18 protein-coding genes are annotated in these 18,472 nt (G+C 46.2%); 13 read left to right on the top strand and 5 right to left on the bottom strand.

The genetic code is table 11. The annotated features are described in order from the left end of the window. Positions 1 to 146 precede the first annotated feature (146 nt). Positions 147 to 689: an AAA family ATPase gene (locus R7Q47_RS21880; protein WP_065275007.1), complete on the top strand. Its 543-nt coding sequence runs from the start codon at positions 147 to 149 to the stop codon at positions 687 to 689. A 31-nt stretch (positions 690 to 720) separates the two neighbouring features. Here the strand turns inward: R7Q47_RS21880 and R7Q47_RS21875 are convergent, their stop codons facing one another. After that, positions 721 to 1,362: a DUF2959 domain-containing protein gene (locus tag R7Q47_RS21875; RefSeq protein WP_005382972.1), complete on the bottom strand. Its 642-nt coding sequence runs from the start codon at positions 1,360 to 1,362 to the stop codon at positions 721 to 723. A gap of 34 nt (positions 1,363 to 1,396) precedes the next feature. On the opposite strand from R7Q47_RS21875, the gene R7Q47_RS21870 reads away from it, so the two are divergent. From R7Q47_RS21870 to R7Q47_RS21860, 3 genes are all read left to right on the top strand, one after another. Beyond that, positions 1,397 to 2,341, top strand: coding sequence for a virulence factor BrkB family protein (locus R7Q47_RS21870; protein WP_213901362.1), 945 nt, complete (start codon positions 1,397 to 1,399; stop codon positions 2,339 to 2,341). Then, a complete protein-coding gene (gene dtd, locus R7Q47_RS21865) occupies positions 2,313 to 2,747 on the top strand; it encodes a D-aminoacyl-tRNA deacylase (RefSeq protein ID WP_005379282.1) in 435 nt (144 codons plus the stop codon). The genes R7Q47_RS21870 and dtd overlap by 29 nt, the downstream gene beginning before the upstream one ends. Positions 2,748 to 2,853: 106 nt before the next feature. Beyond that, positions 2,854 to 3,771 (top strand): bifunctional GNAT family N-acetyltransferase/hotdog fold thioesterase, encoded by a 918-nt coding sequence (locus R7Q47_RS21860; RefSeq protein WP_005379283.1) that lies wholly within the window; start codon positions 2,854 to 2,856, stop codon positions 3,769 to 3,771. Here R7Q47_RS21860 and R7Q47_RS21855 read toward each other — a convergent pair. The 4 genes from R7Q47_RS21855 to hslR form a co-directional block, all read right to left on the bottom strand. Further along, the gene (locus R7Q47_RS21855) at positions 3,757 to 5,874 is read right to left on the bottom strand and encodes an AsmA family protein (protein WP_318089376.1); all 2,118 of its coding nucleotides are present in this window, start codon (positions 5,872 to 5,874) and stop codon (positions 3,757 to 3,759) included. The genes R7Q47_RS21860 and R7Q47_RS21855 overlap by 15 nt on opposite strands. 190 nt (positions 5,875 to 6,064) lie before the next feature. Beyond that, the gene (pckA, locus tag R7Q47_RS21850) at positions 6,065 to 7,693 is read right to left on the bottom strand and encodes a phosphoenolpyruvate carboxykinase (ATP) (protein WP_005379288.1); all 1,629 of its coding nucleotides are present in this window, start codon (positions 7,691 to 7,693) and stop codon (positions 6,065 to 6,067) included. Positions 7,694 to 8,029: 336 nt separating this feature from the next. Then, positions 8,030 to 8,905 carry an Hsp33 family molecular chaperone HslO gene (gene hslO / locus R7Q47_RS21845; protein ID WP_248487220.1) on the bottom strand — a complete coding sequence of 292 codons (876 nt, stop codon included), beginning with the start codon at positions 8,903 to 8,905 and terminating at the stop codon, positions 8,030 to 8,032. Positions 8,906 to 8,936: 31 nt separating this feature from the next. Next, positions 8,937 to 9,323 (bottom strand): ribosome-associated heat shock protein Hsp15, encoded by a 387-nt coding sequence (gene hslR / locus R7Q47_RS21840; protein WP_005379292.1) that lies wholly within the window; start codon positions 9,321 to 9,323, stop codon positions 8,937 to 8,939. 253 nt (positions 9,324 to 9,576) lie between these two features. Here hslR and gspC point away from each other — a divergent pair, with 253 nt between their 5' ends. The 9 genes from gspC to gspK are packed head-to-tail and all read left to right on the top strand — an operon-like array spanning position 9,577 to position 18,452. Further along, a complete protein-coding gene (gspC, locus tag R7Q47_RS21835) occupies positions 9,577 to 10,503 on the top strand; it encodes a type II secretion system protein GspC (RefSeq protein WP_248487221.1) in 927 nt (308 codons plus the stop codon). A 36-nt stretch (positions 10,504 to 10,539) separates the two neighbouring features. Next, positions 10,540 to 12,558 carry a type II secretion system secretin GspD gene (gene gspD / locus R7Q47_RS21830; protein WP_005379295.1) on the top strand — a complete coding sequence of 673 codons (2,019 nt, stop codon included), beginning with the start codon at positions 10,540 to 10,542 and terminating at the stop codon, positions 12,556 to 12,558. Next, the gene (gene gspE, locus R7Q47_RS21825) at positions 12,558 to 14,060 is read left to right on the top strand and encodes a type II secretion system ATPase GspE (RefSeq protein ID WP_005379296.1); all 1,503 of its coding nucleotides are present in this window, start codon (positions 12,558 to 12,560) and stop codon (positions 14,058 to 14,060) included. Before gspD ends, gspE begins: the two co-directional genes overlap by 1 nt. After that, positions 14,060 to 15,277: a type II secretion system inner membrane protein GspF gene (gspF, locus tag R7Q47_RS21820; protein ID WP_005382993.1), complete on the top strand. Its 1,218-nt coding sequence runs from the start codon at positions 14,060 to 14,062 to the stop codon at positions 15,275 to 15,277. The genes gspE and gspF overlap by 1 nt, the downstream gene beginning before the upstream one ends. A gap of 59 nt (positions 15,278 to 15,336) precedes the next feature. Further along, positions 15,337 to 15,780 (top strand): type II secretion system major pseudopilin GspG, encoded by a 444-nt coding sequence (gspG, locus tag R7Q47_RS21815; RefSeq protein ID WP_005379298.1) that lies wholly within the window; start codon positions 15,337 to 15,339, stop codon positions 15,778 to 15,780. A 29-nt stretch (positions 15,781 to 15,809) separates the two neighbouring features. Then, positions 15,810 to 16,409: a prepilin-type N-terminal cleavage/methylation domain-containing protein gene (locus R7Q47_RS21810; protein ID WP_248487229.1), complete on the top strand. Its 600-nt coding sequence runs from the start codon at positions 15,810 to 15,812 to the stop codon at positions 16,407 to 16,409. Further along, positions 16,396 to 16,785, top strand: a complete 390-nt coding sequence (gspI, locus tag R7Q47_RS21805; RefSeq protein WP_017635009.1) for a type II secretion system minor pseudopilin GspI — start codon at positions 16,396 to 16,398, stop codon at positions 16,783 to 16,785. Before R7Q47_RS21810 ends, gspI begins: the two co-directional genes overlap by 14 nt. Continuing rightward, positions 16,772 to 17,449, top strand: a complete 678-nt coding sequence (gene gspJ / locus R7Q47_RS21800; RefSeq protein WP_053307279.1) for a type II secretion system minor pseudopilin GspJ — start codon at positions 16,772 to 16,774, stop codon at positions 17,447 to 17,449. Before gspI ends, gspJ begins: the two co-directional genes overlap by 14 nt. Next, entirely contained in the window at positions 17,442 to 18,452 is a 1,011-nt protein-coding gene (gspK, locus tag R7Q47_RS21795) for a type II secretion system minor pseudopilin GspK (RefSeq protein ID WP_005382999.1), read from the top strand. Before gspJ ends, gspK begins: the two co-directional genes overlap by 8 nt. Positions 18,453 to 18,472: the final 20 nt, after the last annotated feature.

The raw sequence follows: 18,472 nt of genomic DNA, 5'->3' as shown, positions 1-18,472 counted from the left end.
AATACGCCGATATGTAAGACATCAAGAGAAGCAAGAGCGAGTAGAGCAGCAGCAATTGGCGCTGGACTAAACAAAGGTCCCCTTTTAGGGGGCTCACACAAAGCCACCTTCTTTAGAAGGTGGTAATTTACTTTCTGGAGTTGAATATGAACCCGATTATTATCACCGGTGGGCCTGGTGCGGGAAAAACAACACTGCTGAATGCGCTAGACGCGTGTGGTTACGCCACGTTTCCTGAAGGGTCTCGCGACTTGATTGAGCAGCAAAGCCAGTTAGAAAATGGTATTTTGCCGTGGACGAATTTACCTGAGTTTGCCAAGTTATGCCTTGGGTTGATGGACAAACAAAAGAGTGATGCGCGTTGTCATGATGTTGCGTTTGTTGATCGCGCCATCCCCGACATCATTGCATACCTACAAGTGGGCGGCTGTAAGGTTGACCAAGCTTTCTTAACCGAAAGCGCTGGGTACCATAGTCAGGTGTTTACTTGTCGACCTGAAGCATCCATTTACGTACAAGATGAAGTGCGTCCGCACAGCTTTGAAGAAGCATTGGAGATTCATCAGTCGTTAGTGAGTGTCTATACTGAGTTGGGTTATGAAGTGGTAGAAGTGCCATGGGGAACTGTGCCAGAGAGGGTAGGCTTTGTTCGAAGAGTCATCGGTTTACTCGGTAAGGTCGCCGACTAAAACCTCCTCGCTAGGAGGAGGTCTGAATCATTTACTTTTGATTGAGCTTTTGTAGGAATTTATCGGACTCTGCAATCGCTTCGTTCATTTGTTTGATCGCAAACTGAATGTCCTTCTCTAAGCTAGAGAACTCACCTTGCAAAGAACCAATCGCACTGGCGTTAAGGTTGTGTTTTAAGTACAACGTGTTGTCACGCAGCGTGTCCAGTACCGGTGTCATCTTTTTCTCTGCACGCTTCATAGCGCTAAGCATGGTTTTGTACGAGGCTTTGGTTTCACGTAGCTTTTGCTCGCTTGAACGACGCAGTTTCGCACTCGAGTACAGCTCTAGCTCATCTTGCCACTCATCAAACAGTGCGCCGGATACGTCTTCAATCGCAGCAATACGGTCACGTACGTCTTGAGCCGCTTTTTCGCTATCTTCGTATTTGTCATTGATGTTGTTGTAGACATTTTCTAGCTCACCACCATCAAAGTTGGTGATCGCAGATAAGGCTTCAAGTGCACTGGTGAATTCTTCTTGTGCATCTTGTTGAGATTCTTTGGCATCTTCGACGCGGTCGACCATAATATCTCGTTTATGATACCCAACCTGCTCCATTGCTGAGTAATAAGCAGATTGACACCCTGTTAAAGTGAAAATTGATAGTACAATTGCTAATAAATAAGGCATTCTTATGTCCTCGGCGCTAATTATGGGATGAACTATGAACCAGTTATCAGAGAGTTACAAGGCGAGATTAATCAATCTACTGCCAAGTTGCGTCGCGTTTTTTAAGTATCTTCTTAAGCGATTAACGCATGACCGTGTGAATGTGAACGCGGGCTATCTTGCCTACATTACCTTGTTATCCATCGTGCCAATGCTGACGGTATTGTTATCAATATTGTCGAAATTTCCCGTTTTTGCGAACGTTGGTGAGGTGCTGCAAGGCTACATTATTGATAATTTTGTGCCGGCTTCTGGAGAAGCTGTACATACGGCATTACAGGAATTTGTGGCGAATACGGGCAAAATGAGTGCGGTTGGCGGTGGGTTTTTATTCATCGCAGCGGTCATGCTGATTTCCAACATTGATAAGAACTTAAACTACATTTGGCGAGTTAAAGACAAGCGCCGTTTAGTCTTTTCATTCTCTATGTATTGGATGGTACTCACGTTAGGGCCTATCATGGTCGGTGCGAGTATTGCGGCGACGTCGTACGTGACTTCGCTGCAAATTTTAGAGAACGAGACATTATCTGGTGCGTTTAATTTATTTCTGCGTTGGCTACCGTTGTTGCTGTCCTTTTTTGCTTTTCTTGGCTTGTATATTCTAGTACCGAATAAAAAAGTACACCTCGCTCATGGTGCCATGGGGGCAGCAGTCGCCGCGATACTGTTCGAGTTGAGTAAAAAAGGCTTTGCACTCTACATCACTCAGTTTCCGTCTTATCAGCTCATCTACGGCGCGTTAGCGGCGATTCCTATCTTATTTGTTTGGGTGTATTTATGCTGGATGATCGTGTTATTGGGGGCGGAAGTTACGGCTGCGCTTGGTGAGCGAGAGCACTGGAGTGAAGATTTAGACATGATACACTCGACCGCTGAATCTCAGTTAACAGATGAAGGAAGCGAGAGTAGTGATAGCGCTAATTCAACGAGTCAGTGAAGCTGCCGTCCGTGTGGATGGTGAAGTCGTAGGAGAAATTGATCGTGGTCTGCTGGTCTTATTGGGCGTAGAGAAGGACGACGATGAAGCTAAAGCAAAGCGTTTAATGGAGCGTGTTACAACCTACCGTGTGTTCGAAGATGACGAAGGCAAGATGAACCTAAACGTTAAACAGGTGGAAGGTAAAGTGCTGGTGGTTTCTCAATTTACGCTGCCTGCGGATACAAAAAAAGGCACGCGAGCTGGCTTTTCTCGCGGTGCGCATCCTGTTGATGCAGAGCGCTTGTATGATTACTTTTCTGACTTGTGTGAAGAAGTCTTACCCACACAGCGTGGCCGCTTCGCTGCCGATATGAAAGTGTCTTTGGTGAATGACGGTCCAGTGACGTTTTGGTTGCAGGTCTAATCTGGTAACACAGGCGCCATAGTCTAAGCTTTAACTCCAAGCTCATGGAATTGGCTTGGAGTAATTTTTCCGACACTGATTAGTGTTGTGCTTTCAAAGGATTGATATGTTCAAACTCATTACTCCCAAAACCGATAATCAGATAAACAAGTATTATCAGTTTCGCTGGCAACTGCTTCGTGAGCCATGGCGTATGCCGATCGGCTCTGAGCGCGATGAATACGACGAAATGAGCCATCACCGCATGATTGTTGATGGTCGAGGTCGTCCTATGGCGATTGGCCGTTTATACATTACGCCGGACAATGATGGCCAGATCCGCTATATGGCGGTTAAAAATAATCGCCGTAGCAAAGGGATGGGTTCGCTGGTTTTGGTTGCACTAGAGTCGTTAGCGCGCCAAGAAGGAGCGAAACGCTTGGTGTGTAATGCCCGTGAAGATGCCATCGCCTTTTATGAAAAAAATGGCTTTGAGCGTCGAGGCGAGCTGACCGATGAGCGTGGCCCTGTGCGCCATCAGCAAATGGTGAAGCAACTGGATCCGATGGCCAATGTGTTACGTCGCCCTGAATGGTGTACTGAGCTTCAACAGCGCTGGGAGCAACAAATCCCAATTAGCGACAAAATGGGGATCAAAATTAACCAGTACACGGGTTACCAGTTTGAATGCTGTGCGCAGCTTAATCCTAACCTTAATCCGCATAACACCATGTTCGCCGGGTCAGCTTTTACCTTAGCAACCCTGACAGGGTGGGGGATGACGTGGCTGCTGCTTAAAGAGCGTGGGTTGCACGGTGATATTGTGTTGGCCGACAGCTCGATTCGCTATCGTCAACCAGTCGAACAAAACCCCGTGGCGAGTACTTCGTTGGATGGGATCAGTGGTGACCTAGACCGATTGGAGTCGGGACGCAAAGCACGCATCGTTATTCACGTAGTGATTTATAGTGGTGACACGCCAGCTGTTGATTTTGTCGGTACCTATATGCTGATACCGAACTACTCGCAGTTACTCAGTTGCTGATGGGGTAAGCGCCGACTGATCTGCTGGGCGCTTATCTGTTTCACCTTCTTGCTCTGTCGGTGAGAGGGTTTGTTCTACTGCGGAATTCGTGTCGGGTACTTCATCTTCTTCGATAACTTCTTCGTAAAGCTCTTCCTCTTGAGTCTCCAAATTGATGTTATCAATTACGATTGGCTGCTCGATGGAAGGTTCATTTTTCTGTGGAGTCTCAATATCAGTAGGCTCGGCCAGTTTTGATGCGTTCACGCACTCATTACGGTGGGTTTCGCCACTTAGTAGATCGCCTTCAATGTTTCCGCACGACTCTTCCAATTGATAAGTAATGCCACTTAGCGGGTTGTTGGCCATATCAAATGTTCCCCAAACCTTACCACTTATGGCTTTTCCTGAGATGGTGACCGGCTTTATGGCAACTTCCCCTCGTTGCGCGCTTAAACGCAGTGGACTTAAGGTAATGGCTTTGAGCGAATGATCCGCTTGGGACTTCAAGCGGGTATCTCGGAGATTGGCTTCCACTTCACCCGATAAGCTGTAGGCCAGCATGTTGCGATCACCTGATAACCCTTGTAGATCGAGGCTGAGATCGGAAAAACCATCAATAGCCAGTGTGTCGGGTAAAAAATAATCGTGGAAGAGCGATAAGGGAATACCATCAGCATTGACGTTGAGCGCCCAAGGTTGGCTCGGGGTACTCAAATCTATTTGTCCGATGCCTTCTACGTAGCCTTGCTCGAGTGGCGCAAAAAGGCGAGTCAATTGCCAAAAGCCATCTTTGCTTTGCATGGCAAGTGCTGCGTGAGACGTGAGTATTTGGTCATAGCTGGCGTTGACAACGCTGACTTCCAATTCGCCTTGCCAAAGGCCCCAACGTTGAGCCGACTGTTTAATATCAAGCTGTTGCCCTTTGATATTTAAACCGGAAAGTTGCCAATAAGGTTCGTGAGATAGCTGGATAATTTGGCTGCGCTCAATGTCGAGTCGTTCGATTGCAACATGCTCTAACTCGCTGGTGGCGGCGTGCCACCAATTTAGGTTGTCTTTTGGCTGTGTTGCCCACTTGAGGCCTTGAATAGAGGCTTCTTTGAGCTTCCATTGTGTTGGCGTGAACAATCCAGAAACTTGCACTCGACCTTGCTGCCAATCTAAGCTGAGCTCGTTGAGCTGGATTACTCCTGGCTCGATAGCGGCACTCAAACGTGGCTCTATTGCGGTTTGCTGCTGGAATCGAACGCTATCCGCCTGCAATGACACTTGAGCTTTTGTCTTCCAGAGAGACAGTGGCAGTGTGGCGTTTTCCACAGAAAGATCCAAGTTCTGCCAGTGCCAGTCGCCCCATTCAATATCGGCGTTAAGCAAATCTAAGCTATTAATATGATTAATGTTAAATGGTAGATCGTGCCAAGGTTTTGCAAGCAGTGATTGGCGCTGCGTATTATTCAGTTTCAGCTTGTTGATGGTCACATTTACTAAAGACCAGCCTTGAGGATACTGCTCCCCTTGCCCAGATATTTGACTGTTACGCCAGTTAAAAGAGGTGCCATAAAGCGTACTGTCTTGCGGTTTGTAGTCTATATCGACTAAGACTTGATTAAAGGCTTCGCCATTCCAATAGAGTTGGTCGGCCGCAAGTTGAACTTCGCCATATGGTATTAATTGACCATTCCATTGTGGTGATTGAATTTGAAGGTCAATGCCATTGGCAGAGAACTGCTCGTCGGCGTAATCAATATTTTTGAGCGCGATTTGATGGAATAATACGTTCTCTAAAGCTGGGAGCTTTGGTGCGCCATACTGCAAGCTCATACCATCAATCAATAAACTATCAACGATCCATTTACCATCGCGATAAACATCGGGATTCATCCATAAATCGACTTGCTCGATGTAAGACGCATCGTCTCCGCTGGTGTTCACGCGTTGTAAAGTTAGGTGATAGGGAAAGTCATAACGCACGCTTCCGGCCCGGAAGGGAAGAGAAAAGGTGTTTGACAGCAAGCGCCAGGTTGCGTCCGCGTAAGATGTTGTTAGCAGCGCAATCGTAGCGGCCGGAATGGCAACTAAGATAACCAGTAACAGAAGTAGAACTCGACGCGCTGTTTTCATCTTTGCTAGAACCTACGTGTGTTATTAAATAAAACTAGATAGGCTTTAGCTTGTATCAATATTCTGTGGTATTCAATAAAAAGCCCCTCAAAAGAGGGGCTTGAAGCAATTTTTGTAACTTGGCCTACGTAAAGGTGATAAGTTAATGCCAACTTTTCACTGAGCTTACGCGACGTCGCTGTTACTCGATTTAATCAATCTGAGGACCAGCCGCAACCAGAGATTTACCTTCAGCGTTGTCTGTGTACTTATCAAAGTTATTGATAAAGCGCGCTGCTAAATCTTTCGCTTTGCTTTCCCACTGAAGTGGGTCAACGTACGTGTCGCGAGGGTCTAGAATGCTAGGATCCACACCTGGTAGTGACGTTGGTACTTCAAGGTTGAAGATTGGAATGTGCTTAGTTGGTGCTTCTTCAATCGAACCATCAAGAATGGCATCAATAATTCCGCGTGTATCTTGAATAGAGATACGTTTGCCAGTGCCGTTCCAACCAGTATTCACTAGGTAAGCCTCAGCGCCCGCTGCTTCCATGCGTTTTACCAGTACTTCCGCGTATTTTGTTGGGTGGAGCGTTAGGAACGCCGCGCCGAAACAAGCAGAGAAAGTTGGTGTTGGCTCAGTAATACCGCGCTCTGTTCCCGCTAGTTTGGCGGTAAAGCCAGACAGGAAGTGGTACTTAGTTTGCTCGGGTGTCAATTTAGATACTGGAGGCAGTACGCCAAATGCATCGGCTGATAGGAAGATCACTTTATTCGCGTGACCGCCTTTTGATACTGGCTTAACGATATTATCGATATGGTAGATAGGGTAAGAAACACGTGTGTTTTCTGTTTTCGAACCATCATCAAAGTCGATAGAACCATCGCCACGTACTGTTACGTTTTCTAGCAGTGCATCACGACGAATTGCGTTGTAGATGTCCGGCTCCGCTTCTTTCGAAAGTTTGATGGTTTTTGCGTAACAACCACCTTCGAAGTTGAAGACACCGTCATCATCCCAGCCGTGCTCATCATCACCAATTAGCGCACGTTTAGGATCAGTCGACAGGGTCGTTTTACCCGTACCAGATAGACCGAAGAATACCGCTACATCGCCATCTTTGCCCATGTTAGCGCTACAGTGCATTGATGCGATGTCTTTTAGTGGAAGGAAGTAGTTCATCATCGCGAACATACCTTTCTTCATTTCACCGCCGTACCAAGTACCACCGATAAGTTGCATGCGCTCAGTTAGGTTAAATACGGTGAAGTTTTCTGAGTTCAGGCCTTGCTCTTCCCATTTTGGATTAGTGCATTTTGCGCCATTCATTACTACGAAGTCTGGTTCAAATGTCGCTAACTCTTCTTCTGTCGGGCGAATAAACATGTTTTTAACGAAGTGCGCTTGCCATGCGACTTCTGTGATAACACGAATGCTCAAACGTGTATCTGGGTTTGCACCACAGTAACCGTCAACAACAAACAAGCGTTTGTTAGAAAGCTGGTTTGTGACCAGTTCTTTTAGCTCGTCCCACACTTCAGGAGTGATTGGCTTGTTATCATTTTTCACTTGATCAGACGTCCACCACATATGTTCTTCTGTCGTAGCGTCTTTGACGATGTATTTATCTTTTGGTGAGCGACCAGTAAAGATGCCAGTGTCAACGGCAACCGCACCTAGTTCAGTAACCACGCCGCGCTCATAACCGGTTAGGTCTTCACGCGTTTCTTCCTCAAACAACATTTCGTAGCTTGGGTTGCGAATAACCTCTTTTACGTTATGCAGTCCGTGCTTGGTTAGATCAAGTGTTGCAGCCTTAGTATGTTCCATAACGGTCATAGGTGCTCCTTATAAGGATTTTGTAGGGATTTTGTAAGAATGTTTTAATTTTAATCTGCTCACCATGCTAGCAACGGGGCGGGGAGAAAACAGGGAGATAGCTCAAAATTTACCCATGATTTCAATAAGGTTTTAGGTAACCCGTCACATATTGGTGGGAATAGTCTATCGTGCACGCAATCCTTTGCGCTAGGGCAAAATCATTATTAATTGTTTAAAATTAAGCAGTTGTTTTATTACGCTTGAGGCTAGTTATTACGAGGGGTTGATCACAAAAAGGCCAGCATTAAGCTGGCCTTTTGTAGGGTAAATTACGTGCTTGATAAGCTATGTAAATTAATGCAGGGTTTTCTTGTCCGTAGAAGCTTGTGCATACAGTTCAGTGACTTCAGATTCGTCGAACGTATAAGTTGTGCCACAGTAATCACAATGTAAAGAAACTGATCCAACTTCTGCCAAAATGTCATAAATTTCAGATTTCTCAACGGTGATGATTGCGGCACCGCTACGCTCACGAGAACAGCCACAATGGAACTCGACAGGTTGCGGCTCGTACAGACGTACTTTGTCTTGGTTATATAGTCGATACAATAACTCGTTCGCTTCTAAACCAAACAATTCTTCATCTTTTACTGTATCAGTGAGCTGCTCTAGATGTTCGAAATCATCTGGAGAGCCAGTGCCGTCAGGGATCACTTGAATCAACATACCTGCTGCGTGTGCTTTGCCCTCATGCTCACCAGTGCGGATCCATAGGCGCGTTTTTAACTGCTCTGAGTTTGCAAAGTAGCCTTCTAGCACTTCTGCTAAAGTGTCACCTTCTAATCCAACGACACCTTGGTAACGCTCGCCGTTTTTCGGTTCGATAGTGATCACAAGGTAGCCCTTACCCATTAGATCGTGAATGTTTGCGTCATCGGCAATATCGCCTTCCCAGCGAGCTACGCCACGAACACGTTGGTTATGGTCACCGTTGATAACGGCAAGAGACACAGGACCGTCGCCTTGTAGCTGGATGGTGATTGAACCTTCGAACTTAAGAGTGGCAGTTAAAAGAGTAGTTGAAACGAGTAGCTCACCCAGCAGTTTCTCTATTGCTACCGGATATTCCTTGCTGGAGATAACACGTTGGTACGCTTCATCCAATTGTACCAACTCGCCACGTACTGAAAGATCTTCGAATAGGTAGCGGTTTAAAACATTATTTGCCATGGAGTGCTTTCCTCGTTGGTAATTCCGGCTTTTATTGGTGTTTGAACTTAATGATGTCTCGGCGCTGCTTTTTATCTGGGCGGCGTTCCGGACTTGGGTTGTGGGCATTAAGCTTACGTTGAGTCGCGTGTTCCTCACGTTTCGCTATACTTTCATTAGTTTCGCGATATAAGGTTTGTGCGATGGGAGCGCCTCGGCGTTGATCTGAGATTTGTTCGATGATCACGATTTTTTCTTCGTTGCCTTGACGAAGTCTTACTTCAGCGCCCACTTCAACGATTTTACTCGGCTTGCTTCGTTGGCCATTATAGTGGACTTTACCGCCATCGACCATGTTACGCGCGATGGAGCGGGTTTTGTAAAATCTTGCGGCCCATAGCCATTTATCTAGCCTAACGGCTTCATTTAGGGAACTCATAGAACACTACGCTATCTAATCACTGCCCGAATACGGCAATGAGTGATGGATTATTCACCTACAGATGGAGTCAAGGCGTATTTTTTTCAAGGGAGTTGGCAAAAACTGCATAAGAAAAAGGTATGAAAGACAACTTGTGATATAGTTCACTGCTCTTTGTTGAGTAATAATTTTATTGCAAATTTAGCAATTTAAAGTCGATAGCTATCGTTATAGCTTAAATGACGGACGTTAGAATAAAGGAATCCATTCAGTGAAACGTTTAGAGCTAAGTGCAGGATTATCAAGCAGACCGCTACTGGCTCAGATCAAGTCCAATCATTATACCATTCAAGCCAAACTTAGCTTGTTGCTTACCTGTCTGTTTATTGCGATAACCGGATGGATACTTGGCAAAATTGTGTGGTTAGCCATACCTCAATCGTCGGAAGTGCCGCAATGGCGTCCATCGGCGAGTAGCGTTACTGCGAGTAACAAAGGCGACGCGATAGATTTTAATGCCCTTCAGAATGCCAACCTATTCGGTAAATTCACTGAGCAAAAAGCGGCAGTTGTAGAACAGCCTATTGTTAAAGACGCCCCTAAGACGCGCCTTAACCTCACCCTAGTCGGTGCGGTTGCCAGCAGTGATGCCAATACCAGCCTTGCTGTTATTGCTAACCGAGGTAAGCAAGCTACGTACGGTTTGGGTGAAGAAATCGAAGGGACACGTGCGACGCTAAAAGCGGTATTAGTGGATCGCGTCATCATTGATAACCAAGGTCGAGACGAGACCTTAATGATGCAAGGTATAGAATATAAGAAGCTATCTGAATCGCCGCAGGTAGCTAGGGCGCAAGCTCAGCGAGCAGAAGCAGCGACGTCTGACGTTGGAGAGAAATTAGAGCAAATCCGCGAGGAAATTGCGAAAGATCCACAAAGCGTTTTTAAATACATCACCATTTCACCCGTCAAAAAAGACGGAGACATTGTTGGTTATCGAGTATCACCTGGTCGTGATGCCGCATTATTTAATGATGTAGGGCTACAACCTGGTGATATTGCGGTTCAACTGAACGGGATCGATTTAAGTGATCCGTCTTCTTCAGTACAACTGATGCAAGTGATGAGCGATCCGCAAGAATTAAATTTAACTGTTGAGCGAGACGGCCAACGGTACGATATCTATATCCAATTGTAAGACTTAGGCAACCGGCGTAAGTTCAGGGAGACATACGTGAAACATTGGTTCAGCAAAAGTGCTTGGCTACTAGCAGGAAGTTTACTCTGCGTACCAGGTGCAATGGCAAACGAATTTAGTGCGAGCTTTAAAGGCACTGATATTCAAGAATTCATCAACATAGTGGGTCGTAACCTCGAAAAGACCATCATTGTTGATCCTTCAGTACGCGGTAAAATCGATGTCCGCAGCTATGACGTTCTTAACGAAGAGCAATATTACAGCTTTTTCCTTAATGTCCTTGAAGTATACGGTTACGCAGTCGTAGAGATGGACAATGGGGTACTTAAGGTTATCAAAGCAAAAGACTCAAAAACCTCAGCAATCCCTGTGTTAGGTGATGGCAGCGCGCAAGGCGATAGTGTTATCACTCGAGTTGTCGCGGTGCGTAATGTGTCGGTCCGTGAGTTGTCTCCTCTACTTCGTCAGCTGATTGATAACGCCGGTGCCGGTAACGTGGTTCATTATGATCCAGCGAATATTATCTTGATTACTGGTCGTGCGGCAGTAGTGAATCGCTTAGCAGAGATCATCAAGCGTGTTGACCAAGCCGGTGATAAAGAAATTGAATTGGTGGAGCTGCGTAATGCATCCGCTGCTGAAATGGTACGCATTGTCGAAGCACTGAATAAAAGTGCGAATCAGAAAAGCACGCCAGAGTTCCTTGAACCTAAAATTGTGGCCGATGAACGTACTAACGCGATTTTAATTTCTGGTGATCCAAAAGTAAGAGCCCGCTTGAAACGTTTGATTCGTCAACTTGATGTTGAAATGGCGACAAAAGGTAACAACCGAGTTGTGTACCTGAAAAATGCGAAAGCTGAAGACTTGGTGGATGTATTGAAAGGTGTTTCCGATAACCTGCAAGCTGAAAAACAAGCCGGTCAGAAAACATCAGGTGCATCGCGTGGTGAGGTCGTCATTGCTGCTCACGCTGCAACTAACTCGTTAGTTTTAACAGCGCCACCAGATATTATGATGGCATTACAAGACGTCATTTCTCAACTCGATATTCGTCGTGCTCAGGTTCTTATTGAAGCGTTAATTGTCGAAATGTCTGAAGGTGATGGTATTAACCTAGGTGTTCAGTGGGGTTCATTAGAAACGGGTGCTGTAATTCAGTACGGTAACTCAGGAGCCCCGATTGGTCAGGTAATGGTTGGTCTAGAAGAAGCAAAAGATCAAACCCGAACTGAATACTATACCAACTCTAATGGCGAACGAACGCCATATGATGTTACTGAATCAGGTGACTACTCTACGCTAGCGTCAGCACTTAGCGGAGTAAATGGTGCGGCAATGAGTATTGTCATGGGTGACTGGACAGCGCTAATTAGTGCTGTTGCTTCTGACTCCAACTCAAACATTCTATCTTCTCCGAGTATTACCGTAATGGATAATGGCGAAGCATCATTTATTGTGGGTGAAGAGGTTCCGGTTATTACGGGCTCTACGGCTGGCTCAAACAACGACAACCCATTCCAAACGGTTGACCGTAAAGAAGTCGGTATCAAACTCAAAGTAGTGCCACAAATTAACGAAGGTGACTCTGTACAGTTAAACATTGAACAAGAAGTTTCCAACGTATTAGGCGCAAACGGTGCGGTTGACGTTCGCTTTGCTAAACGACAGTTAAACACCTCTGTCATGATCCAAGATGGTCAGATGTTGGTTCTTGGTGGTTTGGTCGATGAACGCGCACTTGAAAGTGAGTCTAAAGTGCCGCTATTGGGTGACATTCCGGTACTTGGCCATCTGTTCAAGTCAACTAGCACGCAAACAGAAAAACGTAACTTGATGGTGTTCATCAAGCCGACGATTATTCGCGATGGTGTGACGGCCGACGGTATTACGCAGCGTAAATACAACTTTATTCGCGCAGAACAGCTTTACAAAGCGGATCAAGGTTTGAAGTTGATGGCTGACGAGAAGATCCCGGTTATGCCAGCCTTTGGCCAGGAGCGTCAGCACCCAACAGAGATCCAAGCGTTTATTGATCAAATGGAAAACAACTAATGGTTGATATGTTAGACACAGCGCCAAGTATGCGTCGTCTGCCATTCAGTTTTGCCAACCGCTTTAAACTGGTGCTGGAGACAGAGCATCCTGAGCGTCCACCTATTCTTTACTATGTCGAGCCGCTTAACCCTGCGGCTCTGGTTGAAGTCCGTCGTGTATTAAAGAAAAGCTTCGTACCGCAACCTATCGATAAAGAAGCCTTTGATAAAAAGCTGACTGAAGCATATCAACGCGACTCGTCTGAAGCGCGTCAGTTGATGGAAGATATTGGTGCTGATAGCGATGATTTCTTCTCTTTGGCTGAAGAACTGCCGCATGATGAAGACTTATTAGAATCGGAAGACGATGCGCCAATCATCAAATTGATCAACGCCATGTTGGGCGAAGCGATCAAAGAAGGTGCGTCGGATATTCATATTGAGACGTTCGAGAAAACCCTTTCGATTCGTTTCCGTGTCGATGGCGTATTGCGTGAAGTTCTGACCCCAAGTCGTAAGCTAGCGCCTTTGCTGGTTTCTCGTGTGAAGGTTATGGCTAAACTAGATATCGCAGAAAAGCGTGTGCCTCAAGATGGCCGTATTTCGTTGCGTATCGGTGGTCGTGCGGTGGACGTGCGTGTATCTACGATGCCGTCCTCTCATGGGGAGCGCGTGGTAATGCGTCTGTTGGATAAAAACGCGACTCGTCTTGATTTACATAGTTTGGGAATGACCCCTTCAGTGCATGACAACTTCCGTCACTTGATTGGCCGCCCTCACGGTATCATCTTGGTGACGGGCCCGACAGGTTCTGGTAAATCCACCACCTTGTACGCTGGCTTGCAAGAGATCAATAGCAACGAACGCAACATTCTAACGGTTGAAGACCCGATCGAATTTGATATTGATGGCATCGGTCAAACTCAGGTGAACCCAAAGGTCGACATGACGTTTGCGCGCGGCTTGCGTGCCATTCTGCGTCAGGACCCGGATGTGGTGATGGTCGGTGAGATCCGTGACTTAGAAACCGCACAAATTGCAGTGCAAGCGTCCTTAACGGGTCACTTGGTAATGTCGACTCTCCACACCAACACCGCAGTGGGTGCGATTACGCGTCTACGTGATATGGGTATTGAGCCATTCCTTATTTCTTCATCGTTATTGGGTGTGTTAGCACAGCGCTTAGTTCGAACGCTTTGTCCAAGCTGTAAAGAGCCGTATGAAGCCGATGCGGAACAGAAAAAACTGTTTGGTATGGAAGCGCATGAACCGTTAGAACTGCACCGAGCAAAAGGCTGTGAAGCGTGCAACCAAAAAGGCTACCGAGGTCGAACAGGTATCCACGAGCTCATTATGGTTGATGAGCAAGTGCAAGAGTTGATTCATCGAGAGTCTGGTGAACAAGAAATTGAGAGAGCCGTTCGCGCCCATACGCCAAGTATTCGCAGTGATGGTTTAAGCAAAGTACGTCGTGGTATTACGTCACTTGAAGAAGTGATGCGAGTGACGAAGGAAACCTAATGGCGGCATTTGAGTACAAAGCGCTAGATGCAAAAGGCAAGCATAAAAAAGGCACGATAGAAGGGGACAACGCCCGACAGGTGCGCCAGCGACTCAAAGAGCAAGGGATGATCCCGATTGAAGTGGTCGAGACGAAAGCTAAATCGGCTAAGTCTTCAGGTTCAGTCAGCTTTAAGCGCGGCATCTCGACATCTGAGCTGGCACTCATCACACGGCAATTGTCTACGCTAGTCCAATCAGGAATGCCTTTGGAAGAGTGTTTGCGTGCGGTCTCTGAGCAGGCTGAAAAGCCGAGGATTCGTTCTATGTTGGCTGCGGTTCGCTCGAAAGTAACCGAGGGTTATCCGCTCGCCGACAGTTTTGCCGATTACCCACACGTGTTTGATGAACTGTACCGCTCCATGGTTGCGGCGGGCGAAAAATCAGGTCACCTCGATACCGTATTAGAGCGTTTGGCAGACTATGTCGAAAACCGCCAAAAGATGCGATCTAAATTGCTTCAAGCAATGATTTATCCTGTAGTTTTGGTGGTATTCGCGGTTGTCATCGTTTCGTTCTTATTGGCGACAGTGGTTCCTAAAATCATTGAACCCATCATTCAGATGGGCCAAGAGTTACCTCAATCGACGCAATTTTTACTGGCAGCCAGTGAGTTTGTGCAAGATTGGGGGCTGATTATTTTCGTTGTGCTGGTGGCGCTTTTCTATGGCCTCAAACTGGCGTTGCAAAAGCCAGACTTTCGCTTAGCTTGGGACAGAAAAATCTTGAGCTTACCGCTAATAGGTAAGATCTCTCGAGGTTTGAATACCGCACGATTCGCGCGAACACTTTCGATCTGTACTTCCAGTGCGATTCCAATTCTCGAGGGTATGCGCGTTGCGGTAGATGTTATGTCTAACCGTTATGTGAAGCAGCAAGTGTTGCTTGCAGCGGATAACGTCCGAGAGGGCGCCAGTTTGCGTAAGGCGTTGGACCAAACCCGCTTGTTTCCACCAATGATGCTACACATGATCGCCAGTGGTGAGCAAAGTGGTGAATTAGAGAGCATGTTGACGCGGGCAGCCGATAACCAAGATCAAAACTTTGAATCAACAGTCAATATTGCTCTGGGTGTGTTTACTCCTGCGCTGATTGCATTAATGGCTGGATTAGTGTTGTTCATTGTGATGGCGACCTTGATGCCAATGCTAGAAATGAATAATTTGATGAGCGGATAATTTCGAATTAAGACGTGTCTACTAACGGCATGGCTTTAATCTAACTTTCGGAGAAAAAAATGAAGTTTAAGCGTAGTAAACAACAGGGTTTTACACTTTTAGAAGTGATGGTTGTTGTCGTTATCCTTGGTATTTTGGCAAGTTTCGTTGTTCCAAACCTATTGGGTAACAAAGAGAAGGCTGACCAACAAAAAGCGATTACGGACATCGTAGCGCTGGAAAATGCCCTAGATATGTACAAGTTGGATAACAGCGTTTACCCAACAACGGACCAAGGTCTAGAAGCATTGGTTAGCAAGCCATCTAACCCAGAGCCACGCAACTACCGTGATGGTGGTTACATCAAACGTCTTCCTAATGACCCCTGGGGCAACCAGTACCAATACTTAAGCCCAGGTGATAACGGTACAATCGATATCTTCACTCTAGGCGCAGATGGCCAAGAAGGTGGAGAAGGTCCAGCTGCAGATATTGGCAACTGGAACATGCAAGACTTCCAATAATTGAGCCTAAGCCAGCACTAATGAAACAAATGCGAAAACATAACGGTTTTACATTGATAGAAATTCTATTGGTGCTGGTTTTGCTATCTCTTACGGCTGTGGCCGTGATCTCGACATTACCGACTAGCCAAAAAGATCTTTCCAAACAGTATGCTCAAAGCTTTTTTCAGCGTTTACAGCTGCTCAATGAAGAAGCGGTGCTGAGCGGTAAAGATTTTGGCGTTCGAGTGGATGATGCCAAATCGACCTACTCTTTACTGAGTTTAACCTCAGAAGGTTGGCAGCCTCTGAAATTAAAGCAGATTCCGAGCAAAACCAAGCTAGAAGAAGATATTACGCTACAACTCGAACTCGGAGGTGGTGCTTGGGATAATGATGAGCGCTTATTCAAACCAGGCTCTCTTTTTGATGAAGACATGTTCGCAGAAGAAGAGGACGAAAAGAAAATTGAGCCACCGCAAGTGTTTATCTTTTCCAGCGCCGAAGTCACGCCATTTACCCTGTCTTTTTTTCCGCAAAATGGTGATGCCTTTAATGACGGTTGGCGAGTCATTGGCAAAGAAAGTGGACAAATTTTGTTATTAGCTCCGGGCGAAGAAGTGAAAGAGGATGAGAATGCGCAATTTTAAGCAAGCTCGCCCCAATTTGAGTCATCGCCGGACGAGAGGCATGACCTTACTGGAAGTATTGGTCGCACTGGCAATTTTCGCCACCGCTGCCATCAGTGTCATTCGCTCCGTGAGCCAGCATATTAATACAATCAGTTATTTAGAAGAAAAAATGTTTGCAGCCATGGTTGTGGATAATCAGATGGCAAATGTGATGTTGAATACCGGAGAACTCAAAGCGAAAAACGGCACAGAAGAGCTGGCAGGACGCACTTGGTTCTGGAAAGTCACGCCAGTCGCCACGACGCAGCCATTGCTGAAAGCATTTGATGTGAGCGTCTCGGTAGAGAAAAGCGCGAGCCCTGTAGTAACGGTACGAAGCTATGTGGCGCAATAATCATCCCCGCGCAAACACGCGCCAAAGGGTAAAAGGTTTTACACTTATTGAAGTGTTGGTATCGATTGCCATCTTTGCCAGTTTAAGTGTCGCTGCGTACCAAGTGGTATCGCAAGTACAGCGTAGCAATGCGCTATCACAAGAACGAACCCAACGCTTAAACGAAATTCAGCGTGCCATGGTGATGATGGATAACGATTTTCGTCAAATGGCGATGCGTCAAACGCGTACTAATGGTGAAGAGCCTGCTAGCCGGCTAATTTTTTGGTCCGATTACCTGTTGGACTCCGATACCAAAGGACTGATGTTTGCCCGTTTAGGTTGGCACAACCCTCAGCAGCAGTTCCCTCGTGGAGAAGTAACCAAGGTTGGCTATCGCTTAAAAGAAGAAACACTGCAGCGAGTATGGTGGCGCTATCCTGATACGCCGGTTGGGCAACAAGGTACTGTTACTCCATTGCTAACGCAGGTCGAGTCATTTGATATGCGTTTCTATGATGGTAAGCAATGGAAAAAAGAGTGGGCTGAAGAAAAAGCGCTGCCGAAAGCGGTTTCTGTTGTTCTCACTCTCAAAGATTATGGAGAAATTGCCCGCACTTATCTCACTCCTGATGGCACATTGAGTCAGAAAGAGGAAAGTTCAGGAGACAGCAATAATGGTTAACCGTCAGCGCGGTGTTGCTTTGATTATAGTGTTGATGTTGCTGGCGATTATGGCGACGGTTGCCGCCAGCATGTCGGAACGTTTGTTCTTACAGTTTCAGCGAGGCGCTAATCAAATCAATTACCAGCAAGCGTACTGGTACAGCCTTGGCGTCGAGGCGCTAGCAAAAGTGGGTATCGAACAAAGTTATAAAGACACCGACACGATTAATATGAGTCAACCGTGGGCGATAAAAGAGCAAGTCTATCCGTTAGATTATGGTCAAGCGGCGGGACGAATTAGAGACAAGCAAGCGTGCTTTAATCTAAATGTATTGAGTCGTGTGCAACCAACGGGTCAGCAAATTACAAGACCATATTTAGTGAATGTATTGCAGCGCCTATTAGAAGAGTTGGATGTCGAGCCATATCAAGCAGAAATCATTGCAGACTCTACTTGGGAATACATTGATGCTGATGACTCTGTCCGTTCGACTACTGGGGTTGAAGACAGCACATATGAAGCGATGAAACCTTCCTATTTGGCATCAAATGGTTGGATGGCAGATGCTTCCGAGTTACGGGCTGTCTATCAGGTGAGTGGTGAAATTTTCCAAAAATTGGAGCCGTTGGTCTGTGCATTGCCAAGTGATGACTGGCGTTTAAACGTGAATACGATTGATGTTGAGCAAACTCCGATTTTGGTGGCAATGTTCTCACCAAACTTAAGCAGTAGTGATGCGATTCAGCTAATTGAAAAACGCCCATTTGATGGGTGGGATAGCATTGATGAATTTTTAGCAGAGTCAGAAATGGCTGGCTTAAGTGAAGATGTAAAGAAAAACGCCAAAGGCTATTTGGGTGTGGATAGCGCCTTTTTTGAATTGGATGCACAAGTGTTGGTGGATGAATCACGTGTACGTATCCGAAGCCTTTTGCAAAGTACAAATAGAGAAACGGTGACCGTAGTTCGCCGTCGTTTTGGAGGGATCAGTGAGCGAGTTTCTGACCGTTCGGCTGAGTAGCGAACAACAAAGTACCATTC

Source organism: Vibrio sp. Vb0349 (genome assembly GCF_033338975.1).
The sequence above is the reverse complement of the archived record's forward strand: the minus strand, read 5'-3'. Positions and strand labels throughout refer to the sequence as shown.

Excerpts from the sequence above, each read along its gene's own strand:
- R7Q47_RS21880 (WP_065275007.1), top strand. The coding sequence starts at position 147 with ATGAACCCGATTATTATCACCGGTGGGCCTGGTGCGGGAAAAACAACA.
- R7Q47_RS21875 (WP_005382972.1), bottom strand. The coding sequence starts at position 1,362 with ATGCCTTATTTATTAGCAATTGTACTATCAATTTTCACTTTAACAGGG.
- R7Q47_RS21870 (WP_213901362.1), top strand. The coding sequence starts at position 1,397 with ATGAACCAGTTATCAGAGAGTTACAAGGCGAGATTAATCAATCTACTG.
- R7Q47_RS21860 (WP_005379283.1), top strand. The coding sequence starts at position 2,854 with ATGTTCAAACTCATTACTCCCAAAACCGATAATCAGATAAACAAGTAT.
- R7Q47_RS21855 (WP_318089376.1), bottom strand. The coding sequence starts at position 5,874 with ATGAAAACAGCGCGTCGAGTTCTACTTCTGTTACTGGTTATCTTAGTT.
- pckA (WP_005379288.1), bottom strand. The coding sequence starts at position 7,693 with ATGACCGTTATGGAACATACTAAGGCTGCAACACTTGATCTAACCAAG.
- hslO (WP_248487220.1), bottom strand. The coding sequence starts at position 8,905 with ATGGCAAATAATGTTTTAAACCGCTACCTATTCGAAGATCTTTCAGTA.
- hslR (WP_005379292.1), bottom strand. The coding sequence starts at position 9,323 with ATGAGTTCCCTAAATGAAGCCGTTAGGCTAGATAAATGGCTATGGGCC.
- gspE (WP_005379296.1), top strand. The coding sequence starts at position 12,558 with ATGGTTGATATGTTAGACACAGCGCCAAGTATGCGTCGTCTGCCATTC.
- gspF (WP_005382993.1), top strand. The coding sequence starts at position 14,060 with ATGGCGGCATTTGAGTACAAAGCGCTAGATGCAAAAGGCAAGCATAAA.
- gspG (WP_005379298.1), top strand. The coding sequence starts at position 15,337 with ATGAAGTTTAAGCGTAGTAAACAACAGGGTTTTACACTTTTAGAAGTG.
- R7Q47_RS21810 (WP_248487229.1), top strand. The coding sequence starts at position 15,810 with ATGCGAAAACATAACGGTTTTACATTGATAGAAATTCTATTGGTGCTG.
- gspI (WP_017635009.1), top strand. The coding sequence starts at position 16,396 with ATGCGCAATTTTAAGCAAGCTCGCCCCAATTTGAGTCATCGCCGGACG.
- gspJ (WP_053307279.1), top strand. The coding sequence starts at position 16,772 with ATGTGGCGCAATAATCATCCCCGCGCAAACACGCGCCAAAGGGTAAAA.
- gspK (WP_005382999.1), top strand. The coding sequence starts at position 17,442 with ATGGTTAACCGTCAGCGCGGTGTTGCTTTGATTATAGTGTTGATGTTG.